General features: G+C 63.5%; 23 protein-coding genes. 16 read left to right on the top strand and 7 right to left on the bottom strand.

From position 1 onward, the window contains the following. Nucleotides 1-23: 23 nt before the first annotated feature. Complete coding sequence (locus tag RHIZ70P_RS18065; RefSeq protein ID WP_115671880.1) at nucleotides 24-5,168, top strand: DEAD/DEAH box helicase family protein; 5,145 nt, start codon at nucleotides 24-26, stop codon at nucleotides 5,166-5,168. A 36-nt stretch (nucleotides 5,169-5,204) separates the two neighbouring features. On the opposite strand, the gene RHIZ70P_RS18060 is transcribed toward RHIZ70P_RS18065, so the two are convergent. Next, nucleotides 5,205-6,317 (bottom strand): Fic family protein, encoded by a 1,113-nt coding sequence (locus tag RHIZ70P_RS18060; protein WP_115671879.1) that lies wholly within the window; start codon nucleotides 6,315-6,317, stop codon nucleotides 5,205-5,207. 359 nt (nucleotides 6,318-6,676) lie between these two features. Here RHIZ70P_RS18060 and RHIZ70P_RS18050 point away from each other — a divergent pair, with 359 nt between their 5' ends. From RHIZ70P_RS18050 to RHIZ70P_RS18030, 5 genes are all read left to right on the top strand, one after another. After that, a complete protein-coding gene (locus tag RHIZ70P_RS18050) occupies nucleotides 6,677-8,524 on the top strand; it encodes a ParB/RepB/Spo0J family partition protein (protein WP_115671878.1) in 1,848 nt (615 codons plus the stop codon). A gap of 100 nt (nucleotides 8,525-8,624) precedes the next feature. After that, nucleotides 8,625-9,098, top strand: coding sequence for a hypothetical protein (locus RHIZ70P_RS18045; protein ID WP_115671877.1), 474 nt, complete (start codon nucleotides 8,625-8,627; stop codon nucleotides 9,096-9,098). After that, on the top strand, nucleotides 9,095-9,979 hold the full coding sequence (locus RHIZ70P_RS18040) for a DUF7007 domain-containing protein (protein ID WP_115671876.1): 885 nt from the start codon (nucleotides 9,095-9,097) through the stop codon (nucleotides 9,977-9,979). The genes RHIZ70P_RS18045 and RHIZ70P_RS18040 overlap by 4 nt, the downstream gene beginning before the upstream one ends. Then, entirely contained in the window at nucleotides 9,976-10,350 is a 375-nt protein-coding gene (locus RHIZ70P_RS18035) for a hypothetical protein (protein WP_115671875.1), read from the top strand. Before RHIZ70P_RS18040 ends, RHIZ70P_RS18035 begins: the two co-directional genes overlap by 4 nt. Then, nucleotides 10,347-10,562 carry a hypothetical protein gene (locus RHIZ70P_RS18030; RefSeq protein ID WP_115671874.1) on the top strand — a complete coding sequence of 72 codons (216 nt, stop codon included), beginning with the start codon at nucleotides 10,347-10,349 and terminating at the stop codon, nucleotides 10,560-10,562. Before RHIZ70P_RS18035 ends, RHIZ70P_RS18030 begins: the two co-directional genes overlap by 4 nt. 9 nt (nucleotides 10,563-10,571) lie before the next feature. Here the strand turns inward: RHIZ70P_RS18030 and RHIZ70P_RS18025 are convergent, their stop codons facing one another. After that, the gene (locus RHIZ70P_RS18025) at nucleotides 10,572-10,877 is read right to left on the bottom strand and encodes an alkylphosphonate utilization protein (RefSeq protein WP_115671941.1); all 306 of its coding nucleotides are present in this window, start codon (nucleotides 10,875-10,877) and stop codon (nucleotides 10,572-10,574) included. Between the two features lie 466 nt (nucleotides 10,878-11,343). Between RHIZ70P_RS18025 and RHIZ70P_RS18020 the strand changes: the two genes are divergently transcribed. The 7 genes from RHIZ70P_RS18020 to RHIZ70P_RS23065 all read left to right on the top strand — a co-directional run bounded on the left by RHIZ70P_RS18020 (nucleotide 11,344) and on the right by RHIZ70P_RS23065 (nucleotide 15,533). Then, nucleotides 11,344-11,931 carry a hypothetical protein gene (locus tag RHIZ70P_RS18020; RefSeq protein ID WP_115671873.1) on the top strand — a complete coding sequence of 196 codons (588 nt, stop codon included), beginning with the start codon at nucleotides 11,344-11,346 and terminating at the stop codon, nucleotides 11,929-11,931. 292 nt (nucleotides 11,932-12,223) lie between these two features. After that, entirely contained in the window at nucleotides 12,224-13,147 is a 924-nt protein-coding gene (locus RHIZ70P_RS18015) for an ArdC family protein (protein WP_115671872.1), read from the top strand. Nucleotides 13,148-13,291: 144 nt separating this feature from the next. After that, nucleotides 13,292-13,534 carry a type II toxin-antitoxin system VapB family antitoxin gene (locus tag RHIZ70P_RS18010; RefSeq protein ID WP_115671940.1) on the top strand — a complete coding sequence of 81 codons (243 nt, stop codon included), beginning with the start codon at nucleotides 13,292-13,294 and terminating at the stop codon, nucleotides 13,532-13,534. Continuing rightward, on the top strand, nucleotides 13,534-13,938 hold the full coding sequence (locus RHIZ70P_RS18005; RefSeq protein ID WP_115671871.1) for a type II toxin-antitoxin system VapC family toxin: 405 nt from the start codon (nucleotides 13,534-13,536) through the stop codon (nucleotides 13,936-13,938). Before RHIZ70P_RS18010 ends, RHIZ70P_RS18005 begins: the two co-directional genes overlap by 1 nt. Continuing rightward, the gene (locus tag RHIZ70P_RS23450; RefSeq protein ID WP_328588193.1) at nucleotides 13,901-14,086 is read left to right on the top strand and encodes a hypothetical protein; all 186 of its coding nucleotides are present in this window, start codon (nucleotides 13,901-13,903) and stop codon (nucleotides 14,084-14,086) included. The genes RHIZ70P_RS18005 and RHIZ70P_RS23450 overlap by 38 nt, the downstream gene beginning before the upstream one ends. Nucleotides 14,087-14,742: 656 nt before the next feature. Continuing rightward, nucleotides 14,743-15,060, top strand: a complete 318-nt coding sequence (locus RHIZ70P_RS18000; RefSeq protein WP_064334949.1) for a DUF736 domain-containing protein — start codon at nucleotides 14,743-14,745, stop codon at nucleotides 15,058-15,060. A 302-nt stretch (nucleotides 15,061-15,362) separates the two neighbouring features. Beyond that, on the top strand, nucleotides 15,363-15,533 hold the full coding sequence (locus RHIZ70P_RS23065; RefSeq protein ID WP_181904063.1) for a hypothetical protein: 171 nt from the start codon (nucleotides 15,363-15,365) through the stop codon (nucleotides 15,531-15,533). A gap of 41 nt (nucleotides 15,534-15,574) precedes the next feature. Here RHIZ70P_RS23065 and RHIZ70P_RS17995 read toward each other — a convergent pair whose 3' ends face one another. From RHIZ70P_RS17995 to traC, 5 genes are all read right to left on the bottom strand, one after another. Further along, nucleotides 15,575-15,853, bottom strand: a complete 279-nt coding sequence (locus RHIZ70P_RS17995) for an HU family DNA-binding protein (RefSeq protein ID WP_115671870.1) — start codon at nucleotides 15,851-15,853, stop codon at nucleotides 15,575-15,577. Nucleotides 15,854-15,993: 140 nt separating this feature from the next. Beyond that, entirely contained in the window at nucleotides 15,994-16,251 is a 258-nt protein-coding gene (locus RHIZ70P_RS17990) for a WGR domain-containing protein (protein WP_115671869.1), read from the bottom strand. Nucleotides 16,252-16,497: 246 nt separating this feature from the next. Continuing rightward, nucleotides 16,498-18,420 (bottom strand): Ti-type conjugative transfer system protein TraG, encoded by a 1,923-nt coding sequence (gene traG, locus RHIZ70P_RS17985; RefSeq protein ID WP_115671868.1) that lies wholly within the window; start codon nucleotides 18,418-18,420, stop codon nucleotides 16,498-16,500. Then, nucleotides 18,413-18,628: a type IV conjugative transfer system coupling protein TraD gene (gene traD / locus RHIZ70P_RS17980; RefSeq protein ID WP_115671867.1), complete on the bottom strand. Its 216-nt coding sequence runs from the start codon at nucleotides 18,626-18,628 to the stop codon at nucleotides 18,413-18,415. The genes traG and traD overlap by 8 nt, the downstream gene beginning before the upstream one ends. Nucleotides 18,629-18,632: 4 nt before the next feature. Beyond that, the gene (gene traC, locus RHIZ70P_RS17975) at nucleotides 18,633-18,941 is read right to left on the bottom strand and encodes a conjugal transfer protein TraC (protein WP_115671866.1); all 309 of its coding nucleotides are present in this window, start codon (nucleotides 18,939-18,941) and stop codon (nucleotides 18,633-18,635) included. Between the two features lie 256 nt (nucleotides 18,942-19,197). Here traC and traA point away from each other — a divergent pair, with 256 nt between their 5' ends. From traA to RHIZ70P_RS17960, 3 genes are read left to right on the top strand one after another with little or no spacing between them, the layout of a single operon-like run. Further along, entirely contained in the window at nucleotides 19,198-22,557 is a 3,360-nt protein-coding gene (gene traA, locus RHIZ70P_RS17970) for a Ti-type conjugative transfer relaxase TraA (RefSeq protein ID WP_115671865.1), read from the top strand. After that, entirely contained in the window at nucleotides 22,554-23,084 is a 531-nt protein-coding gene (gene traF / locus RHIZ70P_RS17965) for a conjugative transfer signal peptidase TraF (protein WP_115671864.1), read from the top strand. The genes traA and traF overlap by 4 nt, the downstream gene beginning before the upstream one ends. Further along, on the top strand, nucleotides 23,005-24,258 hold the full coding sequence (locus RHIZ70P_RS17960; RefSeq protein WP_115671863.1) for a conjugal transfer protein TraB: 1,254 nt from the start codon (nucleotides 23,005-23,007) through the stop codon (nucleotides 24,256-24,258). Before traF ends, RHIZ70P_RS17960 begins: the two co-directional genes overlap by 80 nt. The last annotated feature ends 13 nt before the right edge of the window (nucleotides 24,259-24,271 follow it).

Here is a 24,271-nt window from a genome sequence, read left to right as displayed (position 1 = left end):
CCTTTTCCAAGGAGAGCATTTTCATGTCCTACGATCCTTTTTCGCTTGATCCGTCTGGCACCCTCGACATGTTCGGGAATACAGCCCTGTCCTCGCGCTTAAATCTCGGCGTGACGACATCAGGTGGTTTCGCACCCGAGGCAGCCAATGACGACGATCCCGATCCAACGCCCCCGGCGCCCGCACCGGCGCTGCCGATTGTACCGCCCCTGCGGTCAGCACCACGCCGGCAGGGGGAGCGCACGAATTTCTATCTCGATGACGGCGAGGATCGCGGCCTTGCCGCCTCGTGGAAAGAGCGGGCCAAAGCCAACGTCGCTGCCATCCTTCTTGCCGCTGACATCGAGAAGCAGGAGCGGCCCGCCACGAGAGGCGAGCAAGCGAAGCTTGTCCGGTTCACCGGCTTCGGCGCCTCCGCGCTGGCGAACGGCATGTTCCGCCGTCCGGGCGAGATGGGGTTTCGGGATGGCTGGGACGATCTCGGCTCGTCGCTCGAAAGTGCGGTGTCCGAGAGCGACTATTCCAGCCTGTTGCGTTGCACGCAGTATGCGCATTTCACGCCGGAGTTCATCATCCGGGCGATTTGGGCGGGATTGCTGCGCTTAGGTTGGCGTGGCGGTCGCGTGCTGGAGCCGGGCATCGGCACGGGCCTGTTTCCGGCGCTGATGCCGAGGGCGTATCGCGACAACGCTCACGTGACCGGTGTCGAACTCGATCCGGTGACTGTGCGAATCGTAAAGCTCCTGCAGCCGAAAGCCCGGATTATACGAGGGGATTTCGCGCGCACCGATCTTTCGCCGATCTACGACCTTGCCATTGGCAATCCACCGTTTTCCGATCGCACCGTGCGGTCGGACCGGCAATATCGCTCGCTTGGTTTGCGTCTGCACGACTACTTCATCGCGAGGTCCATCGATCTCCTGAAGCCCGGCGCCTTCGCGGCCTTCGTCACCAGTTCCGGCACGATGGACAAGGCGGATGCGACAGCCCGCGAGCACATCGCCAGATCGGCCGATCTGATCGCCGCCATTCGTCTGCCCGAAGGCAGCTTCCGCCGCGATGCCGGTACCGACGTCGTCGTCGACATCCTGTTCTTACGCAAGCGCAAGACTGGAGAAGCTGAGGGCGACCAGACCTGGCTCGACCTAGATGAAGTCCGCCCGGCAACAGAAGACGAAGGCGCCATCCGCATTAACAGGTGGTTCGCACGGCATCCTGATTTCGTGCTTGGCGACCACGCCCTGACGTCGGGCCCGTTCGGCGAGACATATACGTGCCGTGGTCGCGCCGGCGTCGATCTCGAAGTGGCGCTCAGTGCCGCCATCTCTCTTCTTCCGGAAGATCGCTACGACGGCGAGCCGTCAGCAATTGACATCGACCTGGAGGGCGAACTCGGGGAGATCGTCGATCTTCGCCGCGGAGACGGACAAGTTCGCGAGGGCAGCTTCTTCATCGACGCCAGGCACGGCCTGATGCAGATGGTCGACGGCTCTCCGGTTCCGATCAAGGTTCGCAAGGGGCGGTCTGCCGAGAGGCAGCCAGGCGAATGCCTGTCCGGAAAGCATGTCCGCATCATCCAAAAGCTGATCCCGGTCCGGGACGCGGTGCGCGACGTGCTGAAGGCCCAGGAGCAGGATCGCCCTTGGAAGGATCTGCAGGTACGCCTGCGCATTGCCTGGTCGTCATTCGTCCGCGACTTCGGCCCGGTCAACCACACGACGGTTTCGATGTCAGAGGATACCGAGACTGGTGAGGTGCGCCAAACCCATCGGCAACCGAACCTTCAGCCCTTTCGCGACGATCCCGATTGCTGGCTGGTCGCTTCCATCGAGGACTATGACCTTGAGACGGATACCGCCCGTCCCGGTCCGATCTTTTCCGAACGGGTGATCTCGCCACCGGCAGTCCCGGTGATCACATCGGCGGCCGATGCGTTGGCCGTGGTGCTCAACGAGCGCGGCCGCGTCGACGTCGACCATATCGCCGAAGTCCTGCATCGTGACCCCGATGCGGTGATCGCTGAACTGGGTGACGCGATCTTCCGCGATCCGACCGATGGCTCTTGGCAGACCTCAGACGCCTACCTTTCCGGCCCGGTCCGCACCAAGCTTGCGGCCGCGGAAGCCGCCGCTGCGCTCGATCCCGCTTTTGAGCGTAATGTCCGGGCGTTGCAGGAGGTGCAGCCGGCCGATCTGCGCCCGTCCGATATCACCGCTCGACTCGGAGCTCCGTGGATCCCGGCCTCCGACGTCGTCGCCTTCGTGCACGAGATGATGGGGGCGGAGATCCGCGTTCATCATATGCCGGAACTGGGATCATGGACGGTAGAGGCTCGGCAACTTGGTTATAGCGCCGCCGGCACTTCGGAATGGGGCACGAGCCGCCGCCATGCCGGCGAACTGCTCGCCGATGCGCTGAATTCCCGGGTGCCGCAGATCTTCGACACCATCAAGGACGCCGATGGCGAGCGGCGGGTGCTGAATGTCGTCGATACCGAAGCGGCGCGCGACAAGCTCCAACGGATGAAGGAGGCGTTCCAGACCTGGGTCTGGTCTGATCCCGATCGCACCGACCGGCTGGCCCGGGTCTACAATGACCGCTTCAACAACATCGCGCCGCGACGGTTTGACGGCTCCCATCTGCAGCTTCCCGGCGCCTCGGGCGCTTTCGTTCTTTATGGGCATCAGAAACGCGGCATCTGGAGGATCATCTCCTCCGGCTCCGCCTATCTCGCCCATGCCGTCGGCGCCGGCAAGACGATGACGATGGCGGCTGCGATCATGGAGCAGCGTCGGCTCGGCCTGATCGCCAAGGCGATGCTGGTCGTTCCCGGCCACTGCCTCGCACAAGCCGCGCGCGAGTTCCTGGCGCTCTATCCCTCGGCGAACATTCTCGTCGCCGACGAGACCAACTTTACCAAGGACAAGCGCCAGCGTTTCCTGTCGCGGGCGGCCACGGCGGTCTGGGATGCGATCATCATCACGCACTCTGCCTTCAGGTTCATAGGCGTGCCCTCCGCGTTCGAACAGCAGATGATCCGCGACGAGCTGCAGCTCTACGAGGACCTGCTGACCAGGGTCGATGATGAGGACCGGGTTTCGCGCAAGCGGCTCGAGCGGCTGAAGGAGGGCTTGCAGGAGCGGCTGGAGGCGCTTTCTACCCGCAAGGACGATCTGCTGACCGTCTCCGAAATCGGCATCGACCAGATCGTCGTCGATGAGGCGCAGGAGTTCAGAAAACTCTCCTTCGCCACCAATATGTCGACGCTCAAGGGCATCGATCCGAACGGGTCCCAGAAAGCTTGGGACCTTTATGTGAAGAGCCGCTACATTGAGACGAAGAATCCCGGCCGCGCCCTGGTGCTGGCTTCGGGCACGCCGATCACCAATACGCTCGGCGAAATGTTCTCGATCCAGCGGCTGCTTGGCTACGAGGCGTTGCGCGAGCGCGGGCTGCATGAGTTCGACGCCTGGGCCTCGAACTTCGGCGATGAGCGCACCGAACTGGAACTCCAGCCCTCCGGCAAATACAAGCCTGTGTCGCGCTTTGCCTCGTTCGTCAATGTGCCGGAGCTGATCGCCATGTTCCGGGCCTTCGCCGATGTGGTGATGCCGGAGGATCTTAAAGCGCATGTCAAGGTGCCGGAGATCGCCACCGGCAAGCGGCAGATTCTGACCGCGGCACCCACCCCCGCCTTCAAGGCTTATCAACAAATTCTGGAAGGCCGCATCAAGGCGATCGAGGAACGTGATCGTCCACCCGAACCCGGCGACGACATTCTGCTCTCCGTCATTACCGACGGCCGCCATGCGGCGATCGATCTCCGCCTGGTGATGCCGGCGATGGATGACGAGCCGGATAACAAGCTCAATCTGCTCGTTCGCAATGCCTTCCGCATCTGGAAGCAGACCGCGGAAAACACCTATCTCCGCCCGGACGGCAAGCCTTACGAACTTCCCGGCGCGGCGCAGATGATTTTCTCCGATCTCGGCACGATCAATGTCGAGAAGACAAGGGGCTTCTCTGCCTATCGCTGGATCCGCGACGAACTGGTCCGCATGGGCGTGCCGCCGTCGGAAATCGCCTTCATGCAGGACTTCAAGAAGACCGAGGCAAAGCAGCGCCTGTTCGGTGACGTGCGCGCCGGGAGGATCCGCTTCCTGATCGGGTCATCGGAAACCATGGGCACGGGCGTCAATGCCCAGCTCAGGCTGAAGGCACTGCACCATCTCGACGTGCCTTGGCTGCCGTCGCAGATCGAGCAGCGCGAGGGCCGCATCGTTCGCCAGGGCAACCAGCACGACGAGGTCGACATCTTCGCCTACGCCACGCAAGGCAGCCTTGATGCCACGATGTGGCAGAACAACGAACGAAAGGCGAGGTTTATTGCCGCCGCACTGTCCGGGGACACTTCCATCCGCCGGCTGGAAGATCTGAACGAAGGCCAGGCCAATCAGTTCGCCATGGCCAAGGCCATCGCCAGTGGTGACGAGCGCCTGATGCAAAAGGCGGGGCTGGAGGCCGACATTGCTCGCATCGAGCGTCTGCGCGCCGCCCATGACGACGATCTCTTTGCAGTTCGCCGGCAGCTTCGCGATGCCGAGCGCGAGATCGAGACGGCGACCCGCCGCATCGGTGAAATCGGACAGGATATCGAACGGCTGGTCCCCACATCGGGCGATGCCTTCACGATGATTGTGATGGGCAAGCCGTACACGGAGCGGAAGGATGCCGGTCGGGCGTTGATGAAGGAAATCCTCACCCTCGTCCAGCTCCAGAGCCAAGGTGAAGTCCACATCGCATCGATCGGCGGCTTCGATCTCGTCTATGACGGCGAGCGTTTTGGCCGGGGCGATAGTTACCACTATCAGACACTGCTCCGGCGCACCGGCGCCGATTACGAGATCGATCTCGCCGTCACTGTCACGCCACTCGGGGCCATCTCCCGCCTCGAGCACGCGCTCGACGGGTTCGAAGGGGAACGGGAGCGTTATTGCCAGAGGTTGGCGGAGTACCAGCGGCGGCTTTCCTCCTACCAGTCGCGGCACGGTGGCACCTTCGCCTTTGCCGACGAACTGGCTGAGAAGCGCCAGAAGTTGCGTGAGGTCGAGGAGGCGCTGGCGAAGTCTGCGCGCGATGATGACGAAACGCAAAGCGTCGTGGCCTGACCCGCTCTTGCTGGTACAGCGCCGGGACCAGCTCGCCTATGTGTCGGTTGTGATATTCAGCCGGTAGCGCGTCGCCTTGCGCTCGCCGGTGCGCAGCAACGCGCCTTTCTCGACCAGGTCGGAGAGGTCGCGGGTTATGGTCGAGGGTGGAGCGCCGGTGATTGTCGCGTAGTTGCCGGCGCTCAAGCCCCCGGTGAATCCTTCTGGCCCCTCGGCCAGCATCCGCAGCAGCACTTTTTCCTGTCGCTCGTTCAGCGCGCCACGCAGCCTGTCCATAAGCCGTGTCTTTTCGATCAGAAAGCGGACCAATTCGTCCGCGGACTTCTGGGCTTCGAGCGCCCGATCCGCGAACCATGAGAGCCAGTCATCGATGAAGAGCGTGGAGCTCGCCGCCTCGAGCATCGCGTAATAGTCCTTGCGGTGTCTCAGCAGCGATTTCGATAATGCGCTGAACGTCGGAGTGGAGATCGCTCGTGCAAGCGCGCTTTCGGCGATCGCACGGCCGATACGGCCATTTCCGTCCTCGAAAGGGTGGATGCTCTCGAACCACAGATGCGCGATGCCGGCGCGGGTAAGGGCAGCATGCGGGTCCGGTCCTTCCGGAGTGGTTTGTTGAAGCCATTCGAGAAGCCGGCCCATCTCGACCGCCAGGCGCTCGGATGGGGGTGCTTCGAAGTGTACGCGCTGGCGGCCGAAAGCGCCTGAGACGATCTGCATCGGTTCGTCATGACGGCGATAGCTGCCGATGTCGGCAATGTCCCGGCGGCCGTTCATCACCATCCGGTGCCATTCGAACAGCCGCTCCTCGGTGATGGGGTCAATCGGGTGGCGGTAGAGGTCCGCCATCATCTCGGCAATGCCTGCCTCTGCCGGACTGCTGCGGAGAGGTGCCGCAGACAGTCCGAGTTGCCGCCGAAGGGACGATTGAACGCTGTCACGGTCGAGGACTTCCCCCTCGATGGCTGATGTGCTCAAAGCATCGGAGCTGAGAAGCTCGATCACGACGTCCTCGCGATCATTCTTCCCGAGATGGCGCATGGTGCCGACGGCGATAGCTGCATTCTCCATGAATCCCTGCTCCCTGTCCCGCAGAAGCTCAGGGTTCCACTCGAACTTCGGCCACCCCGCCAATTCCCAATTCCACGCCATGGGCTATAAACTCCCTGTTTATCGCTCACAATGCCGCAATAATGTGAGCGATAAAAGCACTATGTTTCGCTCATCGCCCCAAAGCGCTTAAACGGGGCAGGGGATAAAGAAAAAGGAAGAGGAAAATCCCTTTCGCAGACCGGCCATCCCGTCGCCGCTTCCGCTCAACCGCCCCCTCCGCACCCCCAGCCGGTCGTTCTCGCAAGGCTTCGCCCCGCTCGCCCTGACCGGCAGGGCCGCTCGGGCGCAGTTGCGCCGGTCCGCCCGCCCTGCGGTCCGGGAAATGTCTTCGGAAAGACCTGAAGACGGACAAGAGCCGGCGATGCGCCGGTTCCGAAACCCCGGAAGGAGCAAATCCCATGCAGATCCTCAAACTCGATCCCCGCGCGCTGAAGGACAATCCCGACGACGCGCGCCGTTCCAAATCATCGCCGCAGGCTGACGCACTGCTTCTGGCGACGGTGAAGGCGGTCGGCATCATCCAGCCGCCGGTCGTCTCGCCGCAGACGGATGGCGGCAACGGCTATATCATCCAGGCTGGCCATCGTCGTGTGCGACAGGCGATTGCCGCCGGCCTCGAGGAAATCGAGGTGATCGTCCGCGAGGCGGCCAACGATAACGGCGCCATGCGCTCGATGGTCGAGAATATCGCCCGTGAACCGCTTAATCCTGTCGACCAATGGCGCGGCATAGAACGGCTCGTTGCGCTGGGCTGGACCGAGGAAGCGATCGCTGTCGCACTCGCTTTGCCGGTCCGGCAGATCCGGAAGCTCAGGCTGCTCGCCAATGTGCTGCCGGCCATGCTCGATCATATGGCGCTCGGTGACATGCCGAACGAGCAGCAGCTCCGCACTGTCGCCGCGGCTTCGCTCGACGAGCAGAGGCAGCTGTGGAAGGCGCACAAGCCGAAGAAGAGCGAGCGGGCCGACTGGTACAACATCGCCCGGGCGCTCACGAAGACGCGCATGTATGCGAAGGACGCGAGCTTCGGTGACGATCTCGCCGCGGCCTATGGCATCGAGTGGGTCGAGGACCTGTTTTCGCCGGCTGACGAAGATACGCGCTATACCACCAATGCCGAGGCTTTCCTTGGCGCCCAGCAGGAATGGATGACCAGCAATCTTCCGAAGAAGGGCACGATCGTCGAGGTCAACAACTGGGGCCAGCCGGAACTGCCGAAGAAGGCCGAACGCGTCTACGGCAAGCCCTCAAAGTCCGACCATGTGGCCATGTATCTTGACCGTGACGGAAAGGTGCAATCGGTTGCCTTCCGTATGCCGGAGGACAGGCAAGCGAAGGGCAAGGGCGGCGTCTCCGCGACAGGCGGGCAGGGCGATGTCCACGACGGCAGGGTCATCGACACGCCGAAGCCGCGCCCCGACGTCACCCAGAAGGGCCATGACATGATCGGCGATTTCCGCACCGACGCGCTTCACGAGGCGCTCGGCCGCGCGCCGATCGAGGACGACATGCTGATCGCCTTGCTCGTTCTCGCCTTTGCCGGCCAGAATGTCCGCGTCGACTCTGGCTCCAACGACAATGTGTTCGGACCGAAGCGTTTCCGGCGCCATGCCGCGCGTCTGTTTTCCCAGGACGGAAAGCTCGCCTTTGATACGGAGACGGTGCGCGTCGCCGCCCGCTCCATGTTGATCGACGTCCTGTCGTGCCGCCGTGGCATGTCGAACAGCGGCGTCGTTTCCCGTATCGCCGGCGATGCCATCGGCGCCGACGGGTATCTCACGAACATGGGCTCCGAAGATTTCCTGTTGTGCCTGTCGCGGCAGGCGCTCGAATCGGCGGCGAAGGAGGCCAATGTCCTGCCGCGTCCAAAGGTGCGCGAAACCCGTGCGGCTCTGGTCGACCACTTCAGGCAAGGTCATTTCGTTCATGCGTCGGCGCTCTTCGCCCCCGATCCGAACGACGTCGCCGATCTGATCAAGCATGCCGACACTCTCGGCGACGAGGAAGCCCAGGTTGACGCCGCAGAGAATGGCTTCGACGGCGCGACCATTGAAGGGGCGGCCTTCGATACGGAGACGGATGGAGATACTGGTGAAGGCGCTCCGGTTGGTGGGAGCGTCGTCGATGAAGGTGAAGCTCTCGATCCGTTCGAGGGTGAAGAGGATGTGCCCGACACCTTCGAGGACGCTCAGGCGGCAATCGATCCCGACGATGCGCAGGAGGCCTATCGCGTCGCGGCGGAATAGCCGCCCCCGCACTTTCCTTTCGGATGATGTTCTGCCGCCGGTGATCTCCATCGGCGGCGGTTTCGTTTTCGCAACCCCTCGAAACTTAGGGAGAACGTGCATGTCCGCGCATATCGCATTTACGGCACCCATCGGCTCGATCATCGCCTGGTCGGACGGCGCGCCGCGCCCGCCCGAACGCCATCGCAGGGAGCTGTCCGCATGGCAGACCAATAACAGCAGCGGCCGCCTGATCCGCAAACAGGGCGAACTTGGCTCAGGCAGCATCATCCTGCCCGCGGGCATCACGCTTCATGAGGCCGACCAAGGTGCTGCCGGCGTCATCACAATCCGCGTTCATCGGACCTTCTCGCTGGAGACCCGTCTGACGTTCACGATTGTCGAACGCCCTGCCATTGGCAGTTGCCGCGTGTTCGATCGCGCCGGCGACTATGCCGAGCTCGTGCATCTCGCAGCGAACCGCCAAGCCGCAGAGGAATGGCTGTCCCGACACGGCTACCCTCATGCCGTGCTGGAGGTCGTCACGGCGGACGAGGTCGCAGCCGACGTTGTGGAAGGGAGGGCGGCAGCATGAACACCAGCCCTGTCATGACCGAAGCCAATGATACCTCCGGATATCCGAAGGTTTCTTTTGGGCGATCCGCTGATGGCTTTCCGGTCGCCCGTGTCGCCGATACGGCGTTCGCAATGTTGCCCGGCCGTAATGGGCGGCACTATCTTGGCCTCGGTGGTAAGATCGCCCGGCCGCTCGCCGAGTGGAAGCGATCCGACTTCCACGGCCATTCCGGCGAACTCGCCGACGAGGCGGCGTTTCATGCATGCGTAATCGAGAACGCCGAACATCAGCGCGAACGACAGGCGCTCGGCCGCTGCGAGATCTTCACCCGTGTCCATACGCCCTGGGGAATGTCACAGCGCACGACCGTCTATGCGGAGGGCGTTGAGTGCCATTCCACCGCCGGGCACGGCGGCTTCAAGCTCTCGGCTGAGCGCAACCGAAAGGTTCACCCGCTGCTGCGGTCGAAGGACGGCTTCTATGAGGAGGACTCCGCCTGGGCGATCGTGGCGATCACGTTTCCGCATCTGTTCACCGGGTTTGAGCGGCGCTGCGCGGAACGGTCCGTCAAGGATTGGTGGCCCGACGCCTGGGAAATGATCTTCGTCACGACCCTGGAGCCCGGTGAATCCCATGTGAAGGACCGTCGCGCTTTCGAGGCGGCCCATGCCGATGACTGGATCGTCATCTCCGCCCTTCGCTCCGATCATCATTCCGGCATGATCGAAGTGATCGCCACGCGCGGCGGGAAGCGAGAGCACAATGCCGGGGAACGACATTTTCTCGTGCGGTCTTCCGAATACGAGCCGGGCCATTTCGGCTTCGTAATCGATGTCGATCGTCATCGGTCCTATGACGGGCCATCGAGCTTTGTCGTCTGGCAGGGGAGGGACTCATGACCCGGTCCCCGGAACGTCAGGCGTTGCTTTTCCGGATGGAAGAGGCCCGCCGCCAGACTCAACGCCAGCTCGACATGATCGAGCGGCAGATTGCCGCCAAGATGACGGCTCTCGTCCCGTCGCTCGGACGGCGCCGAAGCGGATACCGGCGGGGTAAACCGCCCGCGCCGGAAGCCTTCCTCGCCCGCTATCGCTCCAGTCTGGCGGCGACCACCGCAGAACGGCAGCCGGAGATCGATGCTCTTTCCCGCAAGCTCGCGCGCCAGGAGGCGGCCATTGCCGCTTTCCAGACGCGACCGGAATGCGGCGCTTCCGTTCGGGATCCGGAACGAGGATGCCGTCATCACCGTCATGAGAGGAGCGCGCCATGAGGCGCTTCGAGACCGAGCCGCTTCCACCTCTGACCGAGGAAGAACTGAATGCCCTTCAGGATTATGCCGCCAGACACGGCCGTTCGTGGAAGCGGATCCTGAACAACGCCTGGATGGGCGAAGCGCCTCATGACGATGGCGGGATATTGCGCCGACTTCGCAACACGCACGGCCCCACTTGGCTTGATCGTTACCGCTTGCCCAAACGGTAGCGCACCCCGTCAGCGCTTGCGCACGAATTCCGTGCGCAGGACCAGCCCCTTGATCGCGTCGTGGCGGCAATCGATCTCTTCCGGATTATCGGTGAGCCGGATCGACCTGATGACGGTGCCCTGCGTCAGGGTCTGGCCGGCGCCCTTGACCTTCAGATCCTTGATCAGCACGACGGAGTCGCCGTCGGCGAGCACATTGCCGGAGGCATCGCGGACTTCGGCGGCCTTCGCCTTCTCCGCGGCAAGTTCGGAGGCCGGCCGCCATTCCCCGGTTGCTTCGTCATAGACGTAATCGTCGTTGCTCTGGTCGCTCATCTGGAGCGCCGCCGAGAGCAAACCGCCGCCGCTTTCCCATCGAGAGCGCCCCGCAGACCAGCGGACATCAGGAGGGCGTCAAAGCATTCCGGCCCTGTGGGCGAAGCTCTTCCGACAGATGGGGAACTGGTTTGGCGCGGGCCTTGCCTGGTTTCCTCTTCGGCGCTGGCATCCGATGTCGATCCCCTTGGCCGGTCTGCCCTTCGGTTTCGTTGCGGTCTGAACCGGCTGCCGGTCGTTTCAAGGCCGCTGTCGCGCCGCGGGGCGGCCGGTCATGCCGCTTGTCGCAGAGCAGGAACGCGGGCCTCGCAGGTCTCAAAGACCCGCTTGCTCGCGCACCGGCTCCGCTCGATCTGGCCTGCCCGGACCCTGAACCGCCCGGCTTGCGCCGGCTCCTCTTGACCGCACCGAAGGGCAGATCGGCCAAGGGGCCGGAACCGCTTCGGGAAAACCGAAAGGAAACATCATGGCAAAGCCCGCAACCCAGTCCCGCCAATCCGCCCGCGTCCTCCAGCTCCGCAAGGGCGCCACGATCGAAATGGTCCGCCTCACATGCCCCGATGAAGCGCAGGCGCTCCGGATCGCCGAAAGCTTCGGGACCGCCATTCTCGACAGCGACGGCATCCGCGACATGCACGAGCGCCTGATCGTCGAGACCGCCACAGGCCTGTCCGACGGCTTAAGCGAACGGGCGATGCAGATCCATCTCCAGCGCATCGTTGGAGCGTATGTCGGATCCGCTCATGGCGCCGGCCAGTTCTACAGCCGCGCTGTCACAGAGGCGCGTGACGCCACCGCCAAGGGAGCCGCCGAAGCGCGCGACGAAGATCTCGACGGTCCCGTCGGCTATGACAGCGCCGCCCAGCGCAAGCGCGAGTTCGCGGCCGACATGGGCGTTCAGGCGCACGCGCTCAGGATGGCCGCCGAAGGTGCCGTCGCCGCCTACGAGCAGATCGTTGGCGAAGCATGGAAGCCCTTCGACCGGCCGATCGACAATCCGGGCCAGTCCCTCGACCGCAAGGCGGCCGCGGCGCAAATGTCGGCTTTCGACTGAGCTGTCACATCGCAATTCTGCATCGAGGCCGTCTCCGCCGGAGGCGGCCTTTTCGCGTGTCAGGCACGCGAGACGGCGGGAGGAAAGCGGCGAAAAAAGAAGAGGCGGAAAAACGCCCCATCGCAGCCCCGTCCCGTCCGTCGGTCCTGCAGGAGCCGACGGCAGGCGCAACGGCTACGCCGCCCTTCTCTTCGTTCCGGCCGTTCCGGTGCGAATGCCGTCTGACCGCCCCTGCCATCGGCCCTCCGCGACGGGGCCGCGATGGGCGCGGCCTCACACGGAGGTCAGAAGAATGAGCAGGAAATCAGAAAGCGCGAGGATCGACATCTATGCGCGGATCACGGACCGCATTGTCGCCGATCTGGAGAAGGGCCTGCGCCCGTGGGTGCAGCCCTGGAGTGCCGGCAATATGGCCGGGCGGATCACCCGGCCGCTGCGCCATAACGGACAGCCATATACGGGGCTGAATGTCCTCCTGCTCTGGTCGGAGAGTATCGCGTGCGGTTTTACGTCGGCCACATGGATGACCCTTCGGCAGGCGAACGAACTTGGCGCCCATGTGCGCAAGGGTGAGAGCGGTGCGACCGTCGTCTACGCCAGCCGCTTCACGAAAACAGAGAAGGATGCCGGCGGCGGTGAAGTCGAGCGCGACATTCCGTTCCTCAAGGCGTACACGGTGTTCAATTGCGATCAAATCGGGGGGCTTCCGGATCACTACTATCGCCGCCCGGAACCGGTCGCAGAGCCGCTCGAGCGCATCGAGCACGCGGACCGCTTCTTCGCCAATACCGGCGCGGTGATCCGGCATGGTGGGTCACAGGCCTTCTATCAGCCATCCAGCGATAGCATTCAGATGCCGGGTTTCGAGACGTTCCGGGATGCCGAAAGTTATTACGCCGTCCTCGGACATGAGGTCACCCACTGGGTTGGCGCAAGCCACCGGCTGAATCGGGATTTGAGCCGCTATCACAAGGATCGCACGGATCGCGCGCGCGAAGAGCTTTGTGCCGACATAGGGGCATGTTTCCTCTGCGCCGATCTCGGGATCGTCCCGGAACTGGAGCCGCGGCCCGATCACGCCAGCTATGTGGCCTCGTGGCTCAAGCTGCTCGACGGAGACCGCCGGGCAATCTTCCAGGCGGCCGCGCATGCGCAACGCGCGGTCGCCTATCTCCATGATCTCCAGCCCAAGGTGGAGGAGCGGCAGGCCGCCTGATGCCTTTCACCCCTAAGGTCGAAGGGGAGGGCGAGACGCCTTCCCCGGTCGGCGGTGCGACCTACGTGTCCCCGTTGGAGGAACCTTGCAGATATGGGCGAGGCGATCTACATTATTTTCAGAATTTATCTACATGGAGTTGCCATGCCGATCAACGTCAACAATCCCGAAGCGGACGCGCTCACGCGCAAGTTCGCGCATATGGCCGGCGTCAGCATTACCGACGCGATCGTGATTGCCATGAAAGAGGCGATCGAACGCCGCCGTCGCGAGGAGACCCCGCTGCAAACCGCCGCGCGGCTCCGCAAACAGCACGGCGTCGAACTCAGCACCGCTGCAAGACAGCCGCTTCCGCGCGAAGCCTATGACGAATTGTGGGAAAGCTGATGTTCGTCGATGCCTGCGCCATCATCGCGCTCCTCTCCGACGAGCCGGAAGCGGAGCGTGTCTCCGATGCGATCGCGTCGGCGAAGGCCGCCTTCACCTCCCCGGTCGCCGTGCTTGAGGCTGTGCTCGGTCTTGCCCGCCCCGACAAGTTCGGCCTCACCGTGGCGGAGGTGGAACCAATCGTCATCGAGTTCCTCGATGAGCGCGGGATCGAAATCCGCGATCTTCCGCCCGCGGCCGCGACGACCCGGATCGCTCTTTCCGCCGCGCATCGTTATCGCGCGGGTCGCCGGGGCCTCAATCTCGGCGACTGCCTGCATTACGCATGCGCCAAATATTACAACGTACCCATACTGGCGACGGCGGATGAGTTCAGACAGACAGACATCGACACCGTGCCCTGACGCGGCCAGCCACGACGGCTGGTTCCGGGCGAAAGTGCAGGCAGCTCTGGAAGATTCCCGGGCCGACACGCCCGACGAACAGGCCGAAGCACATTTCGCCGAGCGACGTCTAAGGGCGCGTTGCAGCGTCGGCGAGCGGCACTTGTAGGCCTTTCTGATCGAGCGGGCGCAGTCGGCAGGCACGCGGAACGAGCCCCGCCGCGCGACGGCGGATCAGGTGTGGTCGATATAGGCACGTCGCGAGCCTGTTGGTTTCGAAGCGCTCCCATCCTTTCTTCTCGACCGGCCTCCAGGGAGGTGCGGTGAGACCTCGGTCGCCGGCTTGTCCGAGAATACGCGGCCGATGCAACAGCCGTTATGCGATCGGCGCCGGTCAGCGCGTTTGCCATTGACATAATGCGGATGGGGCGTCGGTGAGGGATCGACTGACACGGCGGGCCGTGCAGACGGGAGCCATCGTGAGAGAGCGGTGCCATCACCGCGGTCGCCGTCGGGGATCGCCGATGAACTCCGGGCCATAAGCCGGGTTCCTTCCCGATTGAAGCGGGGCGCACCCGCGCAGACCTCGATGGATTGGGTGTGACCGAAGGACGACTTCGTCTCGATCGCCATCCCGCAACGGCCATCCGCAACTTTCTTCCCCAGCGAACTGCGTTCGCATTCCTCGCGGTCCAAGAAAGCCGCTCCCGGCCGCCCTCCACTTCGTTTCGGCCCAGAGGGTGCAGTGTCGATCGCCCCCGGTTCTTACACCGCCATCGAGGCCGCGACAGGCGCGGCCCGAACAAACCGGAAAGGATCACGACAATGGCAGTCATCGGCGAATTCACCACCAACGGCAACAACTCGATCATCGGCAACGTCCGCACGCTCACGGTCAGCATGAAGGCCCGCCTGAACCCCATCGAGCGCGTCTCGCGCGACGCCCCGGACTTCCGCATCACCGCCGGCAACGGCGTCGAGGTCGGCGCGGGCTGGAAGGCGGTCTCCAACGACGGCGAGGAATATATCTCTGTCAAGCTGGACGACCCGAGCTTCAACGCCCCGATCACCGCGGCGCTGTGGCCGAGCGAGAAGGAAGGCGAATACGCCCTCATCTGGAACCGCCCGAAGCGGGAAGCCTGATCCAACCCCGAGGAGCTCCGCCGGCAGGCGGGGCTCTTCTTCTCCCGGATGAGGAAGCCGGTCGCGGGCCTCGAACCCGCTTCCGGCTTTTCGGGTGTGATACGGAGAGGTGGGGGTCTGCTCAGAGCGCCCGAGGATGCCATGGCGGACCGAAGGCGTCCAGCACGAGCGGTACCCCCAAAATGCTGGCGCATTTCGGCTCCCCCGCTCGCCGCTTCCAGCGGTCGCGTTCCGCGCTCCTTGACTCCTCCGCTCCGCCATGACGCGCGGCGTCGTCTTTCACAAACGTCAAGGAGACGACGATGACGATTTCCCACGAGCAGCAAGTCGAAGAGCTTCGGGCCGAGCTCAGGGCGGTTCTGGACGCTGACGAGCGCCGCCAGATTGCCGCGGAACTGGAGATGGCGCTGGCCGACATTGCCGTCATCGAGGCCGAGCAGGACGGCCGCATCAGCGGGGAGCCTCCTTTCTAGGAGACTTCCATTGGGTTACCGATCTCAGCAGCCCACTCGCCTCAGCCGTTCAGTGCATCCTTGACAGCCTTGCCCGGCGTGAACGTCAGCTTCTTCGAAGCGGCGATTTTGATCGTCGCACCGGTTGCTGGATTGCGGCCATCGCGCTCCGGGGTTTCCTTGACCTTGAACTTTCCGAAGGACGGAATCGACGTTTCCGCACCGGCCTTTGCTGCCTCTGCGATCTGGCTGAACACACTTTCGACGATGGCCTTGGCCTGCGCCTTGGTCAGGTTCTGCTCGGATGCAATCTTGTCGGCGATTTCGTTGGTGGTGGTCATGAAGGACAATCTCCTCTGCTCATGGATGTCCTTCAGCTATGACGATGAAGGTGCGGCGCCGATAGAGGTGCGAATGCTGGAAGTGTTGCCAGACGCGAGAAAACCACAGGAAACAGCAGGCCCGGGATGTTCAGGGTCTGTTATTTGGCGCGGTGGGCGTCGCGATAGCCCCGCTTTCGTTTCGTGCGCTCCAGGCGCGATAGCGCCCTGTCTGCATCCTCCTGGCCGTCGAAGGTTTCCATCATCGTCTGGCCGTTAGATCCGATCCGGCCCCAGTTGCGGATGATGGAGGCGCCACCAAACAGGGTCGGCTGGATCGTGAGCGTATAGAAGCGACGCATGTTCTGGGCCGCGTCGATGCGGTGAAGATTAGCCTGGCCTGTCCCCTCGTTTTCCATGATTGGATTCTCGCTTCGTTTTGAAGCAGCGTCCAACGACTTCCATGAATCGATCCCGCGTGATTGATTCATCTCGCTGATGGTTTTCCCCCTGGAGGAAATAGGGAGTGGGCGAGGCGGCTTTGCCGCACGGCTCTATGCGCTGAAGCGCACCGAACCCGCCAAGCGGTTTCGTCCCATGCGGGTTGCGATCCTCCCGCGGACCGGCTTGCAGCCGGCACATGCAAGCCCCTTCGATCGGGGCTCTCATCCACCTCTCTCTTCTTCGCGATGAAACCTGTTTTGCCCGACACAGGCCTTCATGTCCTCACGCCGGAACCAGATCGCGCGTCCGCATCTGAGCGGTGGATTGCCTGCGGTGAAGACGATCTGTTCATCACTGCGCATGCGCAGGACCTCGTGCGGCATGATCAGCGGCCGACGGCTGAGCTGCTTCGAGTGCGATCGCGACGATCCCTTCATTCCGGTGGAGTGGTTTGTCTGGTTGACCTCGACCGTGGTGTCGCCGCAGCGCTTCGAAATGTACTCCGCCGTGTCCGGATCATTGATCGCGGCGAACGAAATCCACGATGCGGATTCGAACCATTTGCTGGTTGCGTCACGACCGCCATAGGCCTCGCGCATCTGGCCGATTGACTGGAAGATCATGGTGAGCGTGATGCCGTATTTGCGGCCGGCGTCGCGGGCCGTTTCGAGGATGCGCAAATAGCCGAGGCGGGCGACCTCATCGAGCAGGAAGAGCGTGCGTCCCTTGACCTCGCCATTGCGGTTATAGATGGCGTTCATCAGCGAGCCGATGACCACGCGTGCCAGTCCCGGATGCGCCTCCAGCACCTTGAGATCGAGCGCGATGAACAGGTCCGCTTCGCCCTCCGCGAGATCGTCGGTCGAGAAACTGTCGCCCGACACGAGCGCCGCATAGTTCGGGTAGGACAGCCAATGCGTTTCCTTCACAGCATTGGCATAGACGCCGGAAAACGTCTCCGGCGTCATGTTGACGAAGACGGCGACGTTCTCTTTCACGAAATCGGATTCCGACTGCTCGTAAATGCGCGTCAGGCGCTCGCGGAGCTTCGGCTCCGGCTCCGAGAGATTTGACCGGACGCGGCGCAGCGTCTGGTCCTTCTCGTCCGTATGCCCCGACAGGCAGACGTCGGCGATCAGCGCCGTCAGGAGCTGCATGGCGGATGCCCGGAAGAAATCGTCGCGGGCCGACGCGGTGCGCGCATTGTCGGTCATGATCCACGTCGCCACCGCGACAATATCCTCTTCTTTCGTGTTGCCGTGGCGTCCGATCCAGTCGAGCGCGTTGAAACCGATCGAGGGCGTGGCCGGATCGAGCACGATCACGTTGCGTCCGGCTTTGCGCCGATGATCGACGACCGTCGGCGCAACCTCGCTCGACGGATCGAGCGCGACGAGGCCGCCGCCCCATTTGAGCGCTGTCGGGATCGTCACGGATGTCGTCTTGAAGCCGCCAGACCCGGCAAAGACGATACCGTGCGAGGAACCGAACGAGCCGTCGAAGCACAACAAGGGGGACTTGCCACCGGCGCCCCAGCTTTGCGTTTCATCGGCGCGAAACGGTATGGCCGCCACGCTGTCCTTGTCGACGCGATACTGTTCACCGATCACGATGCCGCTGGCATCGGGAAACAGCCGGGCGGCGTCTCCCATCTTCATCCAGTCGGCCTCGCCATGCACGGCCCGCTTTCCAATGATCCGCCGCGGCGATGCTTTGGCAAAGGCGGCGTTTCCCTTGATCGCGACGCGCAGCGCGAAGACCCCGCTCAAAACGGCGGCGCATGCGCCGAGCGATGCCGACGGATCGGTATAGGCGAACACCGACTGGCCTTGAGGCACCCGGTCGGTAAGAGCAAAGAGCCGCCACCCTTCCCGTGCGATCGCTGCGATGCAGACGACTGAAGCGCCTGCCAGTACGCTCCAACCGGCGGTCTTGATGTTTGCTGCGCCCGCCGTCGCGAACAGGAAGATGACGCCGACCGCCGCCGCCGCGGTGTAGGGCAGGGCGAGGCCGATCCGTCCGAGCATGAGCTTCGCCTGAGGCGATGTCCCGAAACCCGAGAGCCAGTTCTCGATGCCGAACATCGCGAGCATTGCTGCGATCATGAATGTGGCTGGCAGGATTGTAAGAAGGAGCCTATTCATTGTTGCGACCGAACGCCTCCGCGCCGATTGCGGCCAGGCGCAATCGCTCGGTTTCGTCACCGCGGATGCGCCAAGCGGCATCGATCAGCAGCCCGAGCAACAGCGCCCGTTTTTCGCAGCGCAGTCCGGCTTTCACGATCAGGCCGCCCAGCTCGATTTTTTCGCGCGTGTCCTTCTTACGGGCATCGCTCGAATTGGTTCGCCGCATCCGCTCAAGCCTCGCCAGCGTCGCCCGCATCCGCGCCAGGCGCGACCGCTGCGGACGTGTCGCCGCCGGTCCTGTCGTCGCCGGCATTTCTTCTTCCGGTCGCAGCTCGCGTTGTTGCTCCTTGGCCTCCGCGAAACCGCCCGGCGATGTCTTCGAACGCTGCCTGAAGTGCGGCTTCCTCGATCTCGATTTCGCCGAGACCGGCCTTGAGCGCGATCCTGCCAATGCGCTCCGCCTCGCGTGTCTCGGCCGCTTTGAGCTGATCCTGCAATCTGGCGATTTCTTCCCTGATCTTCGACGACGGCTTCTTCATTCCGGTGGCACTCCCTGGCTGTCTTGGCGTTGCATGCGCGACGCCAAAACTCCTCCGGATGCATGCTCAAGGAAATGTGCAGATTTGCACGTCGGCAAGGCCGACACTTTGGAGGATGATCCCGGCCGTTCCGAAGGAGCGGTTCCAAGGGCGCAATTATACGTCGCGATGCGACGTGTTGCTTTCATGCCCTGGCGGGGCCCAGTGGCCTCAGCCGCTCCCGACGAACGCAATTCGAACCGGGAATTTTGTCGCCGTGGCCATCGCCCATTTCTCAGCCAGCATTGTCAGTCGCGGTGACGGCCGCAGCGCCGTGCTGTCCGCGGCCTACAGGCACTGCGCGAAGATGGAATACGAGCGCGAGGCCCGCATCATCGACTACACCCGCAAACAGGGACTGCTGCACGAGGAGTTTGTCCTACCGGCCGATGCCCCGAAATGGGTACGGACGCTGATAGCCGATCGCTCGATTGCCGGTGCTTCGGAAACCTTCTGGAACAAGGTCGAGGCCTTCGAGAAGCGCTCCGATGCCCAGCTCGCCAAGGATCTGACCATTGCCCTGCCGCTGGAGCTGACGCCCGAGCAGAACATCGCGCTCATACGGGACTTCGTGGAGAAGCACGTCCTGTCGAAGGGCATGGTCGCGGACTGGGTCTATCACGACAATAGCATTTCCAGTGGCGCCGATACCTTTGGTTCTCATCACGATGCGAACCGGATCGGCGCGCGCAACCCGCACATCCACCTGATGACGACACTGCGTCCGCTGACCGAGAACGGTTTCGGCGCGAAGAAGGTCCCGGTTCTCGGCGAAGACGGGCAGCCGTTGCGCAACAAGGCGGGGAAGATTGTCTACGAGCTGTGGGCCGGCGGGACGGATGATTTCAATGCCTTTCGTGACGCCTGGTTCGAGCGTCTCAACCATCACCTGGCGCTGAACGGGATCTCGCTGCGCGTCGATGGGCGATCCTACGAAAAGCAGGGCATCGATCTGGAGCCGACCATCCATCTCGGTGTTGGCGCCAAGGCCATCGGGCGGAAGGCGGAGAAGCAGGGTGTCCGGCCGGAGCTGGAACGGATCGAGCTGAATGAGAAACGCCGCAGCGAAAACGCCCGCCGCATTCTTCGAAACCCTGGGATCGTGCTCGACCTGATCACGCGGGAGAAAAGCATTTTCGATGAGCGCGATGTTGCGAAGGTGCTGCATCGCTATATCGATGATCCGGCCGTGTTCCAGCAGCTTCTGGCCCGGATCATCCAGAGCCCGGAGGTGCTGCGTCTCCAGCGCGACACAATCGACTTCGCGACCGGGGAAAGAGTGTCGGCCCGTTACACGACACGCGAGCTGATTCGGCTCGAGGCGGAGATGGCGCGTCGGTCGATCTGGCTCGCGGGAAGGGCGTCGCTTGGCGTCTCGGACAAGGTGCTTGAGGACACCCTCGCCCGTCATTCGCGTCTGTCAGAAGAACAGCGGACTGCCATCGAGCATGTTGTGGGTTCCGCGCGCATCGCGGCCGTGGTCGGCCGCGCAGGTGCTGGCAAGACCACCATGATGAAGGCGGCCCGTGAGGCGTGGGAACTCGCCGGATACCGCGTGGTTGGCGGCGCCCTTGCCGGCAAGGCGGCCGAGGGACTGGAGAAGGAGGCGGGCATCGTCTCCCGGACGCTCGCCTCCTGGGAGCTGCGGTGGCAACAGGGGCGTGACACGCTCGACGCCAGGACCGTTTTCGTCATGGACGAGGCCGGTATGGTCGCTTCGAAACAGATGGCGGGCTTCGTCGAAGCCGTCGTCAGGGCAGGGGCGAAGATCGTGCTCGTCGGCGACCCCGAACAGCTTCAGCCGATCGAGGCGGGTGCTGCCTTCCGCGCCATCGTCGATCGCATCGGCTATGCCGAGCTCGAGACGATCTATCGTCAGCGCGAAGAGTGGATGCGGCAGGCCTCGCTCGATCTGGCGCGCGGCAACATCGAACAGGGGTTGCTGGCCTATCGCACCCGCGGTCACGTCGTTGGAGAAAAGCTGAAGTCGGAAGCCGTCGAGAGCCTCATCTCGGCTTGGAACCAAGACTACGATCCCGCGAAGTCGATGCTGATGCTGGCGCATCTGCGCCGCGACGTTCGCATGCTGAACATCATGGCGCGCGCAAAGCTGGTCGAGCGCGGTATCGTCGGTGAGGGACATGTCTTCAGGACCGCTGACGGCACCCGCCAGTTCGACGCCGGCGACCAGATCGTCTTCCTGAAGAACGAGGGTTCGCTCGGCGTCAAGAATGGGATGATCGGCCGTGTGATCGAGGCCGCGCCCAACCGCATCACCGTGGCCGTGGGTGAGGGCGATCAGCGCCGGCTGGTGACGGTCGAGCAGCGGTTCTACAACAATCTCGATCACGGTTATGCCACCACGATCCACAAGAGCCAGGGCGCCACCGTCGACCGGGTGAAGGTGCTCGCTTCACTCTCTCTCGATCGCCACCTGACCTATGTCGCGATGACGCGCCATCGCGAGGACCTTCAGGTCTATTTCGGGCGCCGCGCCTTCGAGATGAACGGGGGGCTGACGAAGATCCTGTCGCGGCGAAACGCGAAGGAAACAACCCTCGACTACGAGCGCGGCACGCTCTACCGCCAGGCGCTCGCCTTCGCCGAAAACCATGGTCTGCACATTGTCCAGGTGGCGCGCACGCTGCTTCGAGACCGGCTCGACTGGACGCTGCGCCAGAAAAGCAAGCTCACTGATCTGACCAACCGCCTTCGCGCTCTCGGCGGACGGCTCGGCTTGCGGCAATCCCCGCCAACCCAATCAGCTAAGGAGGCGAAACCCATGGTCGCCGGCATAACCCGGTTCGAGAATTCCGTCGCAGATACGGTCAGCGAGAGACTCCACGCTGATCCGGCCTTAAAGAAGCAATGGGAGGAGGTTTCGATCCGCTTCGCTCACGTGTTCGCCGATCCCGAAACCGCCTTCCGGGCGATGAACTTCGACGCTGTGCTGGCAGATAAGGACTCGGGGACACAGGCGCTTCAGAAGATTGAGGCCGAGCCGGCGTCGATCGGTCCGCTCAGGGGCAAGTCCGGCATGCTCGCCAGCAAGACGGAGCGCGAGGCGCGCCGCATCGCCGAGATCAATGTGCCGGCGCTCAGGCGTGATCTCGAACGCTATCTGCAGATGCGGGAGAATGCGGTACAGCGGTTGCAGGCGGACGAGCAGGCGCTGAGGCAGCGCGTCTCGATCGACATCCCGGCGTTGTCGCCTGCGGCCCATACCGTGCTCGAGCGCGTGCGCGATGCGGTCGACCGCAACGATTTGTCCGCAGCACTTGGATATGCGCTCAGCAACCGCGAGACGAAGCCGGAGATCGACGCTTTCAACAAGGCCATCACCGAACGCTTCGGCGAGCGCACCCTGCTCACCAATGCCGCACGTGAGCCGTCGGGCAAACTGTTCGACACGCTTTCCGAGGGAATGCAGCCCGAGGTGAAGGAACGTCTGAAGGAAGCTTGGCCGATCGTGCGCGCAGCCCAGCAGCTCGCCGCCCATGAACGCACGACCGAGACCCTGCGGCAGGCCCAGGAACTGCGTCTCACGCAGCGCCAAGCCCCGGTGATGAAGCAATGAGGCGACGCGGCGCGATCATGCTGCTGAGCGCGACAATGGTGGCTACCGCTTGCCTCATCACGGCCGCGGCCGTCGGCGGCTATCGGCAAAACCTGACGCCGAGCGAGCCGCTCGGTCTCTGGCGCATCGAGGCGCTCCGCCGTTCGGCCGAGATCGGCGATCTCGTGTTCGTCTGCCCGCCCGCGACCGCGATGTTCGAGGAGGCACGACGGCGAGGATATCTCCGGAGGGGCTTGTGCGTCGGTGGGTTCGCGCCGCTGATCAAGACGGTCGCAGCGCTTCCCGGACAGCATGTCGAAATCACCGATCACGTCGCGATCGACGGCCGTCCCCTTGCCGCATCCGTCGTCCGGAAGGCGGACGGAGAGGGTCGGACCCTCACGCCATATCCTGGTGGCACAGTGCCGCCCGGACATCTCTATCTCCACTCCTCCTTTGCGAGTTCCTATGACTCCCGATATTTCGGACCGGTTCCGGACTGCGGCCTCCTCGGCCTCGCCCGGCCGATCCTCACCTTCGATCCGTGATCACGTTTCTGGCCATTGGCGATCTGCTTTGCTCATCCTCGCATCCGTCGCCTGCGGCTCACTCGGCTGGAGCGGCAATGTGCTCGCCCTTCCGGCCGTGATGCTCTTCCCGGCGCTCTGGGCGATGTCGCCGTCGCGCATGGTCGCGGCCCTGGTGTCGGCCGGCTATTTCCTGGCCGCCTCGCGCGGTTTGCCGCAAGGTGTCGCAAACTTCTATTCGTCCGATCTTTGGCCTGGCTTCTTGCTCTGGATGGCGGCTTCCTCCTCTTTCGTCGCCGTGCATGCGGTGGCGTGGACAAGACGACCGGGAAAGGAGAGGCCGCTGCGCTATCTGGCGGTGGCGGTGCTCATGGCATTGCCGCCCTTCGGCATCACCGGCTGGGCACACCCGCTGACCGCGGCCGGTGTGCTCTTTCCGGGATGGGGATGGTGGGGCGTCATCGCAGCCACAACCGGCCTCATTGTTATGACGACGAGGTTTTGGCCGACCGCAACTATCGCGCTTGGAGGGTTCTGGCTCTGGTCCGCCGCAACGTGGACAGGACCGAAGCTACCGGAAGGGTGGAGAGGTGTCGACTTTGAACTGGGTGAAAGCCTCGGTCGTGATGGATCGCTCGAGCATCACCGTGACCTGATCGACACGGTAGGGCGGATTGCTTTCTCGCACGCCGGCACCCGCGTTGTGGTATTGCCTGAAAGCGCGCTCGGCTTCTGGACGCCAACGGTCGAACGTCTCTGGTTGGAGGGGTTGCGCGGATCGGATGTCACTGTCCTCGCCGGTGCGACCGTCCTTGAGCCACAGGGCTACGACAATGTCATGGTGGCGATCTCGGCCGACGAGGCACGGATACTCTACCGTGAACGCATGCCTGTCCCGGTCTCCATGTGGCAGCCATGGCGGGTCTGGACCGGGCAGGGCGGAGGCGCGCGGGCGCACCTGTTCGCCAATCCGATTGTCGAGCTCGGCAGCACCAAGATCGCGCCGCTGATCTGCTACGAGCAGCTCATTCTCTGGCCAGCGCTCCAGTCGATGCTGCACGCCCCCGACATCATCGTTGCGACGGGCAATGGCTGGTGGACCGCCGGCACCTCGATCGTTGCTATTCAATGGGCGAGCACCATCGCGTGGGCGAGGCTGTTCAGCGTGCCCGTCGTTATGGCCATCAACACATAAGCCAAGGAGATAT

The organism is Paenirhizobium selenitireducens ATCC BAA-1503 (assembly GCF_900492185.1).
Taxonomy (GTDB): domain Bacteria; phylum Pseudomonadota; class Alphaproteobacteria; order Rhizobiales; family Rhizobiaceae; genus Allorhizobium; species Allorhizobium selenitireducens_A.
Note: the sequence above shows the minus strand (reverse complement) of the source record. Positions and strands in the feature narration are given on the sequence as shown.